The sequence below is a fragment of the Micromonospora sp. CNZ299 genome (genome assembly GCF_002754415.1).
Genome location: NZ_PEFG01000001.1, coordinates 4,117,672 through 4,135,801, shown reverse-complemented (window position 1 = coordinate 4,135,801; position 18,130 = coordinate 4,117,672). Strand labels below are relative to the sequence as shown.

Sequence of the window (18,130 nt, the reverse complement as noted above, 5' to 3'; positions counted from 1 at the left end):
CCGTTCCCGCTGCGCGGATCAAGATCTGCCGAATTCGTTCTGGATGATCTGGAGCAGTTCGTCGGCGGTCGCGTCGCCAATTTCGTCGCCGCCCGCCTCCGCCGGTTCCTCGGCGGTGGCCCAGCGGTGTGCGAGCGCCTGTAGGCGGGCCACCAGGGCCGGCCGGTCGGCGTCGTCGACCGGCGTGGCGGCGAGGGCCGCCTCAAGGTCGTCGAGCCGACCCACCACTGTCGGCGCGGTGGGACGGTGCTCGCGCATCAGAAGCGTGTCCAGGTGCGCGGCGAGCACTGCCGGGGTCGGGTGGTCGAACACCAGGGTGGCCGGGAGGCTGAGCCCTGTGACAGTGGTGAGCCGGTTGCGCATCTCGACAGCGGTCAGGGAGTCGAAGCCGAGTTCGCGGAAGGCACGGTTCGCCTCGAAGCCGCCGCCCGGGCCGAGGACCGCGGCCGTCTCGGTCCGGACCAGGTCGAGCAGCAGGTGCCCGCGTTCGGCCTCGGGCAGGTCGGTGAGCCCGTCGATCGGCCCGGCGGCCTGGACCTGCGCGACCGGTTCGGCGACCGCCGCGCGGACCTCCGGGACTCCGTCGAGCAGTGGGCTGGTGCGGGCGGCGGTGAAGGCGGGGGCGAAGCGGGCCCAGTCCACGTCGGCGACCGCGACGGTGATGTCGCCGTGGTCGAGGCTGCGGGCGAAGGCGTCGACAGCTGCCGACGGCACCAGCGGGGTGAGCCCGTGGCGCCGCAGGTGCTCCTCGGTGCCGGTGTCGGCGACCATGCCGCCCTCACCCCACGGCCCCCAGGCGATCGCGCTGCCGGCCAGGCCTCTCGCGCGGCGTCGTTCGGCGAACGCGTCGAGGAAGGCGTTGCCCGCGGCGTAGGCGGCCTGTCCGCCACTGCCCCAGACCCCGGAGATGGAGGAGAAGCAGACGAACGCGTCCAGGTCACGGTCACCGAGGAGGTCCTCCAGGTGCCGGGCGCCGCCGATCTTCGCCGCCACGATGCCGGCGAGCAGCTCCGGGGTGGTCTCGGCGAGCGGGGCCGAGTCGCCGATGCCGGCGGTGTGCACCACGGCGCGCAGCGGCAACGCGTCGGCGTCGGCCCGGCGGAGCAGCTCGGCGACGTCGTCGGGGTCGGTCAGGTCGCAGGCCACCACTGTGACCCGGGCGCCGAGCGCGGTCAGCGCCGCGGTCAGGTCGTCCGCGCCGGGGGCGTCGCCACCGCGTCGGCTGGCCAGGACCAGGTGACCGGCGCCGTCCTGGGCGAGCCGGCGGGCCACGTGCCCGGCGAGCGCGCCGGTGCCGCCGGTGATCAGGACGGTGTCGCGCGGTGTCCACGGGGTGGCTGTGGTGGTCGGCAGTGGTGCGCGGACCAGGCGGCGGACGAACGTGCCGGCGTCGCGCAGGGCCACCTGGTCTTCGCCGCCGTCGGCGAGCACCCGGCAGAGCGCGGGGCCGTCGACGCGTTCCGGCAGGTCGATCAGACCACCCCAGCGGGCGGTGTGTTCCAGGGCGGCGACCCGGCCGAGACCCCAGACGGCGTTCTGCGCGGGGTCGGTGACCTCGGCGGTGGCGGAGACGGCACCCCGGGTGACTGCCCACAGCGGCGCGTCGAGGTGGGCGTCGCCGGCCGCCTGGATCAGGGCCAGGGTCGCGGCCAGCCCGTTTGGCACCCCGGGGTGGCCGGGCAGCTCCCGGTCGTCCAGGGCGAGCAGCGACAGGATGCCGGAGACCTCGTCGGCCGTGGCCAGTTCGGCGACGATCGCCGCGCGGTCGCGGCCGTCCAGCACCATCGGCCGGGTGCGGGCGCCGGCCTCGGTCAGGGCCTCGATGACGGTACGGGCGTACGCGTCGACCGGGCCGGGAAGAGCGACCAGCCAGGTCCCGGTCAGACGGGCGGTCCCGTGCATGGCGACCGGTTCCCACTGGGCCCGGTAGCGCCTGCGGTCGGCGGAGCCACGGGCCAGGCGGCCACGGTGCCAGTCGGCCAGGACCGGCAGCGCCGGTGCCACCTCGCCGACCCGGGCGTCGCCGAGCATCGTGCCCAGCGTCTCCAGGTCGTTGTGCTCCACCGCGGACCAGAACGGGTCGTCCGACGGATCAGCGGCGGTGCCGCCGGCCGGGGCCGGGGCGATCCAGAACCGGCGGCGTTGGAACGGGTAGGTCGGCAGCGACACGGTCCCGGTGCCGGGCAGCGCTGTCGACCAGTCGATCGGCACGCCGCCGACGTGCAGGCCGGCCACCGCCTCGGCGACGGCGGTGGGTTCACTCCGATCGCCGCGCAGCGCGGCGACCAGGACGGCGTCCACCTGCTTCGCGGCGGGCAGGCAGTCCCGGGCCAGCGCGGTCAGCACCCCACCCGGGCCGACCTCGCAGTACGCGGTGACACCCCGGGCGTCCAGGGCGGTGACTCCGTCGGCGAAGCGCACCGCCTCGCGTACGTGCCGCACCCAGTAGTCGGCGTCCGGCTGGCCGATCGGCTCGCCGGTCAGGTCGGAGATCAGCGGGATGCTCGGCGGCGCGTACGTGAGCCCGGCCGCGATCCGCCCGAACTCGTCGAGCATCGGGTCCATCTGGGCGGAGTGGAATGCGTGGCTGACGGTGAGCCGCTTGGCCCGTCGCCCGTCGGCGCGCCAGCGCTCGGCGATGAGGTCGATGGTGTCCGCGTCGCCGGAGACGACCACCGAGTCGGGTCCGTTGACCGCGGCGATCGACACGTCGCCGGTGAGCAGCGGTCGGATCTCCGCCTCGGTGCCCTGCATGGCCAGCATCGCGCCGCCGGACGGGAGTGCCTGCATCAACCGGCCCCGCGCGGCGACCAGCTGCGCGGCGTCGGGCAGGGACAGCACACCGGCGACGTGGGCGGCGGCGAGCTCACCGATGGAGTGGCCGAGCAGGTAGTCGGGGGTCACTCCGCGTGCTTCGAGGAGGCGGTACAGGGCCACTTCGAGGGCGAAGAGCGCCGGCTGGGTGAACTCGGTCCGGTCCAGCAGTGCCGCTTCAGGGGTGCCCGGGTCGGCGAACATGACGTCGAGCAGTGGGCGGTCGAGGTGCGGGTCGAAGGCGGCCCGGATGTCGTCGAGCGCGGCGGTGAAGACCGGCTCGGTGGCGTACAGGTCCCGGCCCACGCCCGCGCGTTGGCTGCCCTGGCCGGTGAAGAGGAAGGCGAGCTTGCCGGTGGCGGTCGCGGCGCCACCGATCACCGACCTGTCGGGTTCGCCGGTCGCGACGGCGTGCAGGCCGCCGCGCAGGGTGGCGGCGTCGACAGCCAGGACGACCGCCCGGTGGTCGAGGGCGGAGCGGGTGGTGGCCAGGGAACGGGCGAGGGTCACGCCGGCGCCGGCCTCGACGTGCCGGTCCACGCCGGCCGCGAGGAGCCGCTCCGCCTGCTCCCGCAGCGCCCGGTCCGACCGTCCGGACAGGACGTAGGGCAGGTGCTGCGGCGGTGCGTCCGCGTCCGGCGCGGTCACCGGCTGCGCGGCGGGTTCCGGCTGTTCGAGGATGACGTGGGCGTTGGTGCCGCTGACCCCGAACGCCGAGACGGCGGCACGACGGGCCCGTCCGGTCTCCGGCCACGGCTGCGCCGAGGTCAGCAGCCGCACCGCGCCGGCCGACCAGTCCACGTGGGGGGTCGGCTCGTTCACGTGCAGGGTCCGCGGCGCGAGGCCGTACCGCATCGCCTGGATCATCTTGATGATCCCGCCGATGCCGGCGGCCGCCTGGGCGTGCCCGATGTTCGACTTGAGCGAGCCCAGCAGCAGCGGTTGGTCGGCCGCCCGACCCTGCCCGTACGTGGCCAGCAGCGCCTGCGCCTCGATCGGGTCGCCGAGCGTGGTGCCGGTGCCGTGCGCCTCGACCACGTCGACGTCCGCTGTGGACAGACCGGCGTCGGCTAGCGCCTCGGCGATCACCCGCTGCTGCGCGGGACCGTTCGGGGCGGTCAGTCCGTTGGAGGCGCCGTCCTGGTTGACGGCGCTGCCGCGCAGCACCGCGAGTACGTGGTGCCCGTTGGCCAGCGCGTCCGACATCCGCTCCAGGACCACGAAGCCGGCGCCCTCGGCCCAGCCGGTGCCGTCAGCCCCGGCGGCGAACGCCTTGCACCGGCCGTCCGGAGCGAGCCCGCCCTGCCGGCTGAACTCGACGAAGACCGCCGGGCTCGACATGACCGCGACCCCGCCGGCCAGGGCGAGCGTGCACTCCCCCTGCCGCAGCGCGCGGGCCGCCCAGTGCAGGGCGACCAGCGACGACGAGCACGCCGAGTCGATGGTGACGGCCGGTCCCTCGAAGCCGAACGTGTAGGCGACGCGGCCGGACATCACGCTGGTGGCGTTGCCGGTGAGGCGGTAGCCCTCGACTCCGGGCGGTGGTGCTGCGCCCTCCCCGTACCCGAGGTGGGCGCCGCCGACGAAGACGCCGGTCCGGCGTCCGCGCTGGCCGCGTGGTGGCAGGCCGGCGTTCTCCAGTGCCTGCCAGGCGGTCTCCAGCAGGAGCCGCTGTTGCGGGTCCATGGCCAGGGCCTCGCGGCCGTTCACCCCGAACAGGTCGGCGTCGAAGTCGGCCGCGTCGTGCAGGAAGCCGCCGGAGCGGGTGTACGCGGTGCCCTGGTGGTCGGGGTCCGGGTGGTAGAGCGCGTCCAGGGCCCAGCCACGGTCGGCGGGGAAGCCGGAGACGACGTCGGCCTCGTCGGCGACCAGTCGCCACAGGTCGTCGGGCCCCTGCACCCCGCCGGGGAACCGGCAGGACATGCCGACCACGACGATCGGGTCGTCGTCGGGTGCCACGGCCAGCGCCGGGACCGGTGCCGGTGCGGCGGCGGGCTGGTCGAGCAGCCGGTCGCGCAGGTAGCGGGCCACCGCGAGCGGGTTGGGGTGGTCGAAGACGAGGGTGGCGGGCGGTGCGAAGCCGACCTCGCGTCGCAACCGGTCGCGCAGGTCCACGCCGGTGAGCGAGTCGACGCCCATCTCCCGGAACGCCTGTTCGGGGCCGACCGCGTCCGGCCCGTCGTGGCCGAGCACGGCGGCGGTGACAACCCGGACCAGGGTGAGCAGGTGATGTTCCTGTTCGGCCGGCGCCAGCGCGACCAGCGTGTCGGCCAGCGGCGTCGCTGTGTCCTCCACGGTCTGGGCGGTCAGCGCCCGCACCTGCGGCAGGTCGGCGATCAGCGGCCGGGGCCGGGCGGCACAGAAGATGGGTGCGAAACGGGACCAGTCGACGTCGGCGACCGCCACGTAGGTCTCGTCAGCGTCCAGGGCCTGCCGCAGCGCGGCGACAGCGGTTTCCGGGTCGAGAACCGGCAGGCCACGGCGGAACAGCAGCGTTTCGGTGCCGGCGTCGACCATGCCACCGTCGCCCCACGGGCCCCAGGCGATCGAGGTGGCGGTCAGACCACGCGACCGCCGGTCGTCGGCGAGGGCGTCCAGGTAGGCGTTGGCGGCGGCGTAGCCGCTCTGCTCGCCGCTGCCCCAGAGCGCGGCGATCGAGCTGAACAGCACGAACGCGTCGAGCGGGGTGTCGCCGAGCAGCCGGTCCAGGTTGGCGGCGCCGGTCACCTTGGCCGCCGCGACCGAGGCGAGCCCGGCCGGGTCGTCGTCGAGTATCCCGGCGAACCGCAGGGCGCCGGCGGTGTGGAAGACGGCGCTCAGGTCCCCGACGGTGGCGAGCAGGTCGGCGAGGGCGTCGGCGTCGGCCACGTCGCAGGCGGCGATGGTGACCCGGGCGCCGAGCGCGGTCAGTTCGGCGTGGAGTCGGTCGGCGCCCGGTGCGTCCGCGCCGGCCCGGCTGGTGAGCACCAGATGCGGGGCACCGGCGCCGGCGAGCCAGCGGGCCACGTGCGCGCCGAGCGCGCCGGTGCCGCCGGTGATCAGGATGCTGCCACGCGGTGACCAGGGCCGTGGCGTCGCGGGCGGGGCGGCCGGTACGACGCGGCGGACGTGCACGCCGGTGTCCCGGATCGCGACCTGGTCCTCGGTGCCGGTGCTGCGCACGACCGCCCAGAGTTGGGCGAGTGCCTCGGCGCCGGGGCTCTCGGGCAGGTCGGCGAGGCCGGCCCAGGTGTCGGGAAGTTCGAGGGCGGCGACCCGGCCGTACCCCCACACGGTGGCCTGGTGCGGGCTGATCCGAGCTTCGTCGCCGACCCGCACGGCGCCGCTGGTCACGGCCCAGAGCGGCGTGCCCGGCGGGAGATCGCGGAGCAGCGCCGCCGTGCCGGTCAGCCCTCGGGACAGGTGCGGGTGGTCCGGGTCGGGGCGCTCGTCCAGGGCGAGCAGGGACAGCACCCCGGCGACCTCGTCCGGGTCGATGGCGGGCAGGTCGCCGGCCGGCACCGCGGCCACGTCGGGACCGCCCGCAGTCAGGATGTTCGCGGCCACCGGCAGGTCGAGGCTGGGGACGACGACCAGCCAGCGGCCCGGGCGGGCGGCGGTGGCCGGAACGTCGCGGGCCGGCCAGTCGAGGCGGTAACGCAGGCCGGGGTCGGTGCCCTGCCGACGCCAGGCGCGCAGCGCGGGCAGGACCTCGTCGAGGGGCCGGTCGGCGGCCACGCCGAGCAGGTCCGCCAGGTCTCCACTGTCGACGGCCCGCCAGAACGGGGTGTCGGGGGTGTCGCCGGCGCTGTCGTCCTCGAACCAGTAGCGCTGCCGCTGGAAGGCGTAGGTGGGCAGGTCGACGACGCGACCACCGGTCAGGCACGGCGTCCAGTCGACGGCGACGCCGCGCACGAAGACGCGGGCGAGGGCCGTCTGGAGGGCCGCGGTCTGGTCCCGGTCGGCGCGTTGCACGGGTACGAACACCGCGTCGCTGACGCACTCGGCACCCATTCCCGAGAGGACCCCGTCGGGGCCGATCTCCACGAACGTGCTCACGCCGAGGCCTTCCAGGGTGGCGATGCCGTCGGCGAACCGAACCGCCTCCCGCACGTGCCGCACCCAGTAGCCGGCGTCCTGCGTCTCCGCGACCTGCCCGGTCACGTTCGACACCACCGGGATCCGCGGCGACGAGTAGATCAACGTCTCCGCGACCTGTGCGAACTCGGCGAGCATCGGCTCCATCAGCACCGAGTGGAACGCGTGACTGACCCGCAGCCGCTTGGACTTCTTGAAGTTTGCCGCCACCGCGGCAACCTCGTCGGCCACGCCGGACAGCACCACCGAGCGCGGACCGTTGATCGCGGCGATGGACACGCCGTCGGTCAGCAGCGGCAGCACGTCGGCCTCGGTGGCGCGAACCGCCACCATGACGCCACCGGCGGGCAGGGCCTGCATCAGGCGGCCTCGGGCCGCGACCAGCTTCGCCGCATCCGACAGGGACAGCACCCCGGCCACATGAGCGGCCGCGATCTCCCCGATCGAATGCCCGACCAGGTAGTCCGGCGTCACGCCGAACGACTCGACCAGGCGGAACAGCGCCACCTCGACGGCGAACAGGGCGGTCTGCGTGTAGACGGTCTGATCCAGGTCGTCGCCCTCGGCGATCACCTCGCGCAACGGGCGGTCCAGGTGCAGGTCCAGCTCCGCGCAGGCCGCGTCGAACACCTCGGCGAACACCGGGAACGACGCCGCCAACTCCAGGCCCATGCCTGTCCGCTGTGACCCCTGGCCGGAGAAGACGAAGGCCAGACCTCCCGCACGTACGCCATCGGTGTGGATGCTCGTGTCGTCACGGCCCGCCGCCAGCTCGCGCAGCGCACCCACCGCGTCGCTCTCGCTGGTGAGCAGCACCGCGCGGTGCGCGAACGCGGTCCGGGCGGTGGCCAGGGTCCAGCCGGTGTCGCGCAGCGAGGGTGCGCCCGGCCCGGTCAGCCGGTCCGCGAGGCGGCCCGCCTGCGCGCGCAGCGCCTCGGCGGACTGCCCGCTGAGCACCAGCGGCACCACCCCGCACGGCTCACCGTCGGCGGTCGGAGAGGCGTCGGGTGGCGCTGCGGCTGCGGCCGGCGCCTCCAGGATCACGTGGGCGTTCGTGCCGCTGATGCCGAACGACGACACGGCAGCCCTGCGCGGCAGATCCGCCGGCCACGGTTGGGGCGCGTCGAGCAGTCGCAGCGGGCTGTCCGCCCAGTCGACGTGCGGGCTCGGAGTCCCGGCGTGCAGGGTGCGGGGCAGCACCTCGTGCCGCATCGCCTCGACCATCTTGATGATCCCGGCGACACCGGCGGCGGCCTGGGTGTGCCCCAGGTTCGACTTGACCGAGCCGAGCCACAACGGCCGCTGCGCAGGGCGGTCCGGGCCGTAGGTCGCCCCCAACGCCTGCGCCTCGATCGGGTCGCCCAGCGGGGTGCCGGTGCCGTGCGCCTCCACCACGTCGATGTCGGCGGGCGCCAGGGCCGCGTCGGCGAGCGCGGCCCGGATCACCCGCTGCTGGGCGGGGCCGTTCGGTGCGGTGAGACCGTTCGACGCGCCGTCGGAGTTGACCGCGGTGCCACGGACCACGGCGAGGACCGGGTGGCCGTGCCGTTGCGCATCGGAGAGACGTTCGACCAGCAGCATGCCGACGCCCTCGGCGGAGCCGAAGCCGTCGGCGTCGGCGGAGAAGGGTTTGCAGCGGCCGTCCGGGGCGAGACCACGCTGGCGGCTGAACTCCACGAACATGTGCGGGGTGGACATGATGGCGACGCCACCGGCCAGGGCCAGGTCGCACTCGCCGGCCCGCAGGGCCCGCACGGCCAGGTGCAGCGCGACCAGCGACGACGAGCAGGCGGTGTCCACGGTGACGGCCGGTCCGTCGAGGCCGAAGGCGTACGCGATGCGGCCGGAGGCGACGCTCGCGGTGCTGCCGGTGAGCAGGTAGCCCTCCAGGTCGGCGGGCGCCTGCCGGACCCGCGACGCGTAGTCCTGGTAGGTGAGGCCGACGTAGACGCCGGCGTGCCGGCCGCGCAGTGTCGCGGGGTTGATGCCGGCGCGTTCGAACGCCTCCCACGAGGTCTCCAGCAGGAGCCGCTGCTGCGGGTCCATAGCCAGTGCCTCCCGTGGCGAGATGCCGAACGGGGTCGGGTCGAAGTCGGCGACGTCGTAGAGGAACCCGCCGTGCCGGGTGGTCGAGGTGCCCGGGTGGTCCGGGTCCGGGTGGTAGAGGTGGGTCAGGTCCCACCCACGGTCCACGGGGAAGCCGCCGATCGCGTCACCGCCGTCGTCCAGCAGTCGCCACAGGTCGGCGGGAGAGTTGACGTTCCCGGGGTAGCGGCACGCCATCGCCACGATCGCGATGGGCTCGTCGGGTCCTCGTACGGTGGCGGGGTCGTCGGTCGGCCGGGCCGGCAGCGTGCCGGTCAGCTCGTCGTGCAGGTGCGCCGCGAGCACGGCCGGGGTGGGGTGGTCGAAGACCAGGGTGGTCGACAGGCGCAGGCCCGTGACGGTGCGAAGCCGGTTGCGCAGCTCGACACCGGCGAGCGAGTCGAACCCCAGCTCGCGGAACGGGCGGTTCGGGTCGACCGCGTCCGGGCCGGCGTGGCCGAGCACGAGCGCCGCCTGCTCGCGCACCAGGCCGATCAGGGCCCGCTCGCGGGCCGCCTCGGGCAGCGCGGCGAGCGCGGTGGCCAGGCTCTCGGCGGGACCGCCGGCGGCGAGGGGGCCGGATGCGGCGACCGCGCCGGCACCGATGGCGCGCAGCACCTCCGGCAGGTCCTCGATCAGCGGGCGGCGACGCCCGGCGGTGAGCGCGAGGGCGAGCCGGTCCCAGTCGAGGTCGGCGACGGTGAGGGTGGTGGCGTCGTCGTCCAGGGCCTGTTGCAGGGCGGCGAGCGCGATCTGCGGGTCCATCGGGGTGATGCCGTGGCGCTGCATGAGGTCGCCGACCGCGGCGTCGGCGGCCATGCCGCCGCCGGCCCACGGGCCCCAGGCGATCGAGGTGGCGGCCAGGCCGTCGGCGCGGCGCTGTTCCGCCAGGGCGTCGAGGTACGCGTTGCCCGGCGCGTAGTTGCCCTGCCCCGGGATGCCGATGCTCGCCGCGATCGACGAGAACAGGACGAACGCGCTGAGGTCCCGGTCGCGGGTGAGCTCGTCGAGGTGACGGGCGGCGGCGACCTTCGCGGCCAGCACCCGGTCGACCTGGTCGGTGGTGAGGGTGTCGACGGTGCCGTCCTCGAGCAGCCCGGCGGCGTGTACGACAGCGCGCACCGGGTGCGCGGCGAGCACTGCCGCGAGGGCGTCGCGGTCGCCGGCGTCGCAGGCAACCACCGAGGCGGTGGCGCCGAGTTCGGCCAGTTCGGTGACCAGGTCGGCGGCGCCGGGCGCGTCCGGGCCGCGGCGGCTGAGCAGGATCAGGTGCGGCGCGCCGCGTTCGGCGAGCCAGCGGGCGACGGTGGCGCCGAGGGCACCCGTACCGCCGGTGATGAGCACCGGCCCGTCCGGGCGCAGACCGCCGGCCACCCGGGTCGGGCGGGGCGCATGGCCGAGCCGGCGCAGGTAGCGGCCGTCGACCCGGATGGCCACCTGGTCCTCGTCGTCCTCCCCGGTGACCGCGGCGAGCAACCGCTCGGCGGCCCGCTCGTCGACATCGGTGGGCAGGTCGACCAGGCCGCCCCAGCGGTCGGCGTGTTCCAGGGCGACGATCCGTCCGAGACCCCAGATCAGGGCCTGCTCGGGGTCGTCGACCCGGTCCGCTGGCCCGGTGTCGACGCCGCCTCGGGTGACCAGCCAGAGCGGGGCGTCGGCGCCAGCGTCACCGAGCGCCTGGGTGAGGGTCAGGGTGCGGCGAAGGCCCTCGCCGAGGGGCCCTTCCGCGAAGGCGAGCAGGGAGAGGACACCGTCGGCACGCGCCGCGAGCCGCTCGGCGAGGGTGGCCCGGTCGGCGTCGGCCGCCACGACGACCACGTCGAGGGTGAGCCCGGCGTCGCCGAGGGCGTGCAGGACGGCAGTGGTGGTGGGGTCGTAGCCGGCGACGGCGACGATCCAGTGCCCGTCGGCGGCCACCGGGGAGTCCGGCTGCGGCTTCCACTCGACGACGTAGCGCCAACCGGCGGCACCGGCGCGGATTCGCTGCTCGCGACGCCAGGCGGCCAGCACCGGCACGATCTCGTCCAGGGTGCCCGGCGCCAGGGCCAGGTCGGCGGCGAGCGCGGCGGCGTCCCCGCGCTCCACTGTGGCCCAGAAGGGGTCGTTGGCCGGGTCGTCGGCGCTGCCGGGCACGGCCGGGTGATGCCAGAAGTGCTCCTGCTCGAAGGAGTAGGTGGGCAGGGCCACCAGCGAACCGTCCGGGGTCAGGTCCGTCCAGTCGACAGCGAGCCCCCGCGCGTACGCCTCGGCCAGCGCGACCCGGAAGCGGGCCGGACCGCCGTCGTGGCGTCGCAACGTCCGCAGCACTGCGGCGTCCACTCCGCCCTGTTCGGCCGAGTCCTGCACGGCGGCGACGAGCACCGGGTGCGGGCTGGTCTCGACGAAGGCCCGGTACCCGTCGGACAGCAGCACGTCGACCGTCTCGGCGAAGCGGACGGGGCGGCGCAGGTTGGTGTACCAGTAGTCGGCGCCCAGCTCGATGGTGTCCAACCGGGAGCCGTAGACAGTGGAGTAGAACGGAATCTCGGCGACCCTCGGCTCGACCCCGCCGAGCGCGTCCAGCAGGTCCTCGCGGATCACCTCGACGTGGGCGGAGTGCGAGGCGTAGTCGACCTTGATGCGCTTCGCCTCGATGCCGGCGGCGGCCAGCGCCGGTTCGAGGTCGTCCAGGTCGGCGGGCTCCCCGGCGACCACCACGGCGGTCGGTCCGTTGACGGCGGCCATGCTGATCCGGCCACCCCAGCGGGCCAGGATCGGCTCCACTGTGGCGGCGGACGCCTGCACCGCGACCATTCCGCCCCGGCCGGCCAGCGCGACGATGGCCTGGCTGCGGCGGGCCGCGATCCGGGCGGCGTCGTCCAGGGTGAGGGCGCCGGCGATGTGCGCGGCGGCGACCTCTCCCTGGCTGTGCCCGATCACCGCGGCCGGTCGGACGCCCGCGGCCTGCCAGAGCCGGGCCAGGGAGACCATCACCGCCCACAGCGCGGGCTGGACCACGTCGACCCGGTCCAGCGACGGCGCGTCGTCGTCGCCGCGCAGCGCGGCGAGCAGATCCCAACCGGTGTACGGGCGCAGCGCCTCCCCGCAGGCCGCCAGGTGGTCACGGAACACCGGCTCGGCCTCGGCCAGTTCGACCGCCATGCCCAGCCACTGGGAACCCTGTCCCGGAAACACGAACGCGATCCGGCCCGGCTCGGCCGGGTGTGCGGTGACGACGTTCCCCGCCGACCGGTCGTCGGCAAGCGCAGCCAGACCGTCGCGCAGGTCGTCCGGGCCCTCGGCGAGGACGACCGCGCGGTGCGCGAACCGGGTCCGGGTGACGTTCAGGGTGTACGCGATGTCGGCGAGGTGGGTGTCGTTCTCCCCGATCCGGTCGCGCAGCCGGGCGGCCTGGCGTCGCAGGGCCTGCGGGGTACGCGCGGACATCAGCACCGGCACGGTTCGCCGCACGTCGGGGCGGGCCGGGGCGGCGGCTTGGGGTGCCTCTTCGAGCACCAGGTGGGCGTTCGTGCCGCTGATGCCGAAGGAGGAGACGCCGGCCCGGCGAGGCTGCTCGGAGCGCCGCCAGTCTTTGGGTTCGGTGAGCAGTTGGACGGTGCCGGCGGACCAGTCGACGTGCGGTGACGGCTCGTCGGCGTGCAGGGTGCGGGGCAGCACCTCGGCCCGCAGCGCGAGGATCATCTTGATCACGCCACCGACACCGGCGGCTGCCTGGGTGTGGCCGATGTTGGACTTCAGCGAGCCCAGCCACAGCGGAGCGTCCCCGTGCCGGTCGGCGCCGTAGGTCGCGATGAGCGCCTGCGCCTCGATCGGGTCGCCGAGGGTGGTGCCGGTGCCGTGCGCCTCGACCACGTCGACGTCGGCGGCCGTGAGCCCGGCGTCGGCGAGGGCGGCCCGGATGACCCGCTGCTGGGCGGGGCCGCTCGGGGCGGAGAGGCCGTTGGAGGCGCCGTCCTGGTTGATCGCGCTGCCGCGGATCACGGCGAGGACCTGGTGGCCGTTCGCCTGCGCGTCGCTGAGCCGTTCCAGGACCAGCACCCCGACGCCCTCGCCCCAGCCGGTGCCGTCGGCGCCCGCGCCGAAGGCCTTGCAGCGGCCGTCGCCGGCGAGACCCCGCTGGCGGCTGAACTCGACGAACATGCCGGCGCCCGCCATCACCGTGGCGCCGCCGGCCAGGGCCAGGTCGCACTCACCCCGGCGCAGCGACTGGGCGGCCAGGTGCAGGGCGACCAGCGACGACGAGCAGGCGGTGTCGACGGTGAGCGCCGGGCCTTCGAGGCCGAGCACGTACGAGATGCGGCCGGAGGCGACGCTCATCGTGCTGCCGGTCAGCACGTAGCCGTCGAGACCGTCGGCGGGTTCGGCGAGGCGTGCCCCGTACTCGTGGGAGGTGGCGCCCACGAAGACGCCGGTGCGGCTGCCGCGCAGCGCGCCCGGCACGATGCCGGCCCGCTCCACCGCCTCCCAGGAGGCCTGCAACAGCAGTCGCTGCTGCGGGTCCATGGCCAGCGCCTCGCGCGGCGAGATGCCGAAGAAGCCCGGGTCGAACTCGGCGGCGTCGTGCAGGAATCCGCCGGAGCGGGTGTAGCTGGTGCCCGGGTGGCCGGGGTTCGGGTGGTAGAGGGCGGTCAGGTCCCAGCCCCGGTCGGTGGGGAAGCCGGTGATGGCGTCACCGCCGCCGGACACCAGGTGCCAGAGCTCGTCCGGTTCGGTGATGCCACCGGGATATCGGCAGGCCATGGCGACGACCGCGATCGGCTCGGCGGCGCCGGCCCGCACCGGCTGCCCGGGCTGCTCGGCGGCCGAGGGTCGGGGATCGTCCGAGGCGGTGTGCAGCCACCGGGCGAGCGTCACCGGGTCGGGGCTGTCGTAGAGCAGCGTGGCCGGCAGCACCAGGTCGAGGGCGGCACCGAGCCGGTCGCGCAGTTCGACGGCGGTCAGCGAGTCGAACCCGAGTTGCTTGAAGGAGTGGGTGGGGTCGAGGGTGAACGGGTCCGGGTGGCCGAGGACGGCGGCGGCGTGCGTCCGTACCAGATCGAGGAGCTCGTCCTCGGAGCGCGCGGCGCTGGGCGCGGCCGGTGCCACGGCGGCGTCGGCGGACAGCCAGTAGGACTCCCGCTGAAAGGCGTACGTGGGCAGCGGGACGCGGATCCCGCCGGTCAGCGACGGCGTCCAGTCGACGGGGACGCCGCGGCCGTGCAGCTGGGCCAGGGCGGCGACGAAGGTCTCCGCCTGCGGGCGGTCCGGGCGCTGGGCCGGGACGAACGCACCGGTCGAAACGCAGTGGGCGCCCATCGCGCTGAGCACACCGTCCGGGCCGATCTCGACGAACGTGGTGACGCCTTCGCTCTTCAGGGTCGCGAGGCCGTCGGCGAACCGGACCGCCTCCCGGACGTGCCGCACCCAGTAGGCCGCGTCCTGCGTCTCGGCGATCCGCCCCGTCACGTTGGAGATGACGGGAATGATCGGTGACGAATAGGTCAGCGTCTCCGCAACCGCGGCGAATTCCGTCAGCATGGGCTCCATCAGCGCCGAATGGAACGCGTGACTGACCCGCAACTGCTTGGTCTTCTCGAACTCCGCCGCGACAGCAGCGACCGCCTCGGCGGAACCGGACAGCACCACGGACCGGGGGCCGTTGACCGCCGCGATGTCGACGCCCTCGGTGAGGTGTGGCACCACGTCGGCCTCGGACGCCTGCACCGCGACCATCACGCCGCCGGCCGGCAGCTCCTGCATCAGCCGGCCGCGGGCGGTGACCAGCTTCGCCGCGTCGGGCAGGGACAGCACCCCGGCGACGTGCGCGGCGGCGATCTCACCGATCGAGTGCCCGACCAGGTAGTCCGGGGTGACACCGAACGACTCAACCAGCCGGAACAACGCCACCTCGAAGGCGAACAGCGCGGCCTGGGTGTAGACGGTCCGGTCCAGCTCCGTCCCCTCCACGATGACCTCGCGCAGCGGGCGGTCCAGGTGCACGTCGAGCGCGGCGCAGGTGTCGTCGAGGGCCACCGCGAACACCGGGTAGGTGTCCGCGAGGTCGAAGCCCATCCCGACCCGCTGGGAGCCCTGACCGGCGAACAGGAACGCCACCGGGCCGTCGCTAGCCCGCTGCACCGGCGACTCACCGTCGGCCAGTGCGGTCAGTCGCTCCTTCAGGGTGGCCAGGTCCGCGCCGACCACGGCCGCCCGGTGGTCGAAGTCGCTCCGGTGCCGGGCCAGCGAGTACGCCACGTCCACCGGCCGCGCGTCCTGCGCGAGCGTGTCACGCAACTGAGCGGCCTGCGCCCGCACGGCGGCCGGGGTACGCCCCGACAGCAGCCACGCCACCGGCCCACCGGAAGCAGGGCCGGCCACCGGTCCGGCCACGGACGGCCAGGCCGGCGCCGAGGACAGCACGACATGACAGTTCGTGCCGCCCATGCCGAACGAACTCACCCCGGCGACCAGGGGCCGGTCCGTCTCCGGCCACGCCCCGTGGGTCGTACGCACCCGCAACCGCAGCTCGTCGAACGGGATCTGCGGATTTGGCGTGGTGAAGTTCAGGCTCGGTGGCAGCTCCCGGTGATGCAGCGCCAGGACGGTCTTGAGCAGCCCGACCACACCCGCCGCGCCCTCCAGGTGCCCGACGTTCGTCTTCGCCGACCCGACCAGCAACGGCTGCCGCCGGCCGGACGCCACCCCGAGGACCGCACCGAGCGCGTCGGCCTCCACCGGGTCACCGACCCGGGTGCCGGTGCCGTGCAGCTCCACGTACTGGACCACTGACGGGTCCACCCCGGCCTGCCGGTACGCCTCGCGCAGCACGTCGGTCTGGCCGTCGCTGGTGGGCGTGGTGAGGCTGTCGCCGCCACCGTCGTTGTTGACCGCGCTGCCGCGTACCACGCCATAGATCTGGTCGCCGTCGGTGAGGGCGTCGGTGAGCAGCTTGAGGGTGAGCACCACACCGCCCTCGCCGCGGACGTAACCGTTGGCCCGGGCGTCGAAGGTGTAGCAGCGCCCGTCGGGCGACAGGCCACCGAACGCGGCGGCGGTGAGGGTGCTCTCCGGGACCAGGTTGAGGCTGACGCCGCCGGCCAGGGCGACCTTGCAGCGGCCGTCGCGCAGGCTCTCCGCGGCCAGGTGGACGGCGACCAGCGAGGAGGCCTGGGCCGCGTCCACGGTGAGGCTGGGGCCGCGCAGCCCGAGCACGTAGGACAGTCGGTTGGCGATGATGCCCCGGTTGGTGCCGGTCAGGGTCCACGGGGTGATGCCGTCGGTGCCGAGGCCGCGCAACAGGGTGGCGTAGTCGTCCCCGATCGCGCCGACGAAGACACCGGCCCGCGTGCCGGCGAGGGCGTCCGGGACGATGCCCGCGTCCTCCAGGGCCTCCCAGCCGAGCTCCAGCATGAGGCGCTGCTGGGGGTCCATGGTGGCCGCCTCGCGCGGGGCGATTCCGAAGAAGCCCGGGTCGAAGCCGTCGACGCGGTCCAGGAAGCCGCCGCGTGGGCGATCTCCCGCGCTCTCCCAGCGGTGCGCCGGTGCTTCGGTGACCGCGTCGCGGCCGTCCGCCAGCAGGCGCCAGAACGCGGCCGGATCGTCCGCGCCGGGCAGTCGGCAGGCGATACCCACAATGGCGACGCCGTCAAATTCCGCATTTCCATCGGTGAATGCTGATTCGCTCTTCATGACGATCCGCGGCCCCCACTCGTCCACACGACCCGATGGCGCGTTCGGTTCGGACGGTAATGAGCGTCAGAGGAGGCCGGACACCCCTAAGCGATCGAGTGCACCCCGGGGGAAGGCCATTCGGACGGGACCCCTACTCCCCTGGATCGACCCCCGATCCGGATCGGGGCGCATTTCCTGACGGCACGTTCAACCTAACGTGGAGACAATGTCCATGCGGAAATGAGTGGTGACGATGACCAGTGCGACGCAACATCCCGCCCCGGCCGGATCGGGCACCGGGGAGCCGGCTCCGCTGCCCCGACAGCGCGGCAAGTGTCCGTTCTCCCCACCCGACGAACTCCTCCAGCGCGCCGAGGAGCACCCGGTCAGTCCGCTGATCATGGCCGACGGTTCGGTCGGCTGGCTGATCACCCGGGCCGAGGACGTCCGCGCGGTGCTCGCCGACAACCGGTTCAGCGCGGACATCCTCAAGGCGTCCAACCCGATCCAGGTGATACCGGAGGAGGCCAAGCAGCTTCCGCCCGACCCGGCGTTCTTCATCCACGTCGACCCGCCGCACCACACGCGCTACCGCAAGATGCTGATGGGCCAGTTCACGATGCGCCGGGTCCGCGCCCTGGAGCCGCGGATCGCGGAGATCGTGACCGAGCGCCTCGACGCGATCGAGGCCGCCGGCGCGCCTGCCGACCTGGTCCGGGACTTCGCCCTGCCGATCCCCTCGCTGGTCATCTGCGAGCTGCTCGGCGTCCCCTACGCCGAGCGCGCCCAGTTCCAGACGCTGACCGCGGCGATGCTGCGCACCGACGCCACCCCGATGGAGATCGGGATGTCCGCCTGGAACCTGCGCCAGTATCTGGCCGCCCTGGTCGCCACCAAACACGACGAGCCGGACGGCGCCCTGATCTCCGGCCTGATCCACGACTCGGACGACGACCCGCTCACCGACGAGGAACTGACCAGCATCGCCATGCTGCTGCTCGTCGGCGGCCACGAGACCACCGCCAACCAGCTCAGCCTCGGCGTGTTCGCGCTACTCAGCAACCCCGAGCAGCTGGCCGTCCTGCGCGCCGACCTGGACCGGGTCCCGGACGCCGTCGAGGAGCTGCTCCGCTACCTGCCGACCTTCCAGTTCGGCGTGACCCGCCTCGCCACCGAGGACGTGCCGGTGGGCGGGCAGCTCATCCGCGCCGGCGAGAGCGTCAGCCTCTCGCTGTCCGCCGCCAACCGCGACCCGTCCCGCTATGCCGATCCCGGCGTCCTCGACGTGACCCGGACCGGCAACCAGCACCTCGCCTTCGGCCACGGCGTGCACCTCTGCATCGGCCAGCAACTCGCCCGCGCGGAACTCAGGATCGCCCTGCGGGCCCTGTTCACCCGCTTCCCCTGCCTGCGCTTGCACGGGTCGATCGAGGACGTTCCGCTGCGCTCCGAGTCCCTTATCTACGGTGTCCGCGAGCTGCCCATCACCTGGTGACGCTCCAGG

Annotated in this window: 2 protein-coding genes; one reads left to right on the top strand and one right to left on the bottom strand. The window is 74.2% G+C overall.

Annotation, left to right across the window (positions count from 1 at the left end):
• Positions 1-18: 18 nt before the first annotated feature.
• Positions 19-16,644: a type I polyketide synthase gene (locus CLT68_RS18935; protein ID WP_099857341.1), complete on the bottom strand. Its 16,626-nt coding sequence runs from the start codon at positions 16,642-16,644 to the stop codon at positions 19-21.
• A gap of 235 nt (positions 16,645-16,879) precedes the next feature.
• On the opposite strand from CLT68_RS18935, the gene CLT68_RS18930 reads away from it, so the two are divergent.
• Positions 16,880-18,121 (top strand): cytochrome P450, encoded by a 1,242-nt coding sequence (locus CLT68_RS18930; protein ID WP_099852493.1) that lies wholly within the window; start codon positions 16,880-16,882, stop codon positions 18,119-18,121.
• Positions 18,122-18,130 lie beyond the last annotated feature (9 nt).

Coding starts and splice junctions, on each gene's coding strand:
- CLT68_RS18935 (WP_099857341.1), bottom strand. CDS start 16,644: ATGAAGAGCGAATCAGCATTCACCGATGGAAATGCGGAATTTGACGGC.
- CLT68_RS18930 (WP_099852493.1), top strand. CDS start 16,880: ATGACCAGTGCGACGCAACATCCCGCCCCGGCCGGATCGGGCACCGGG.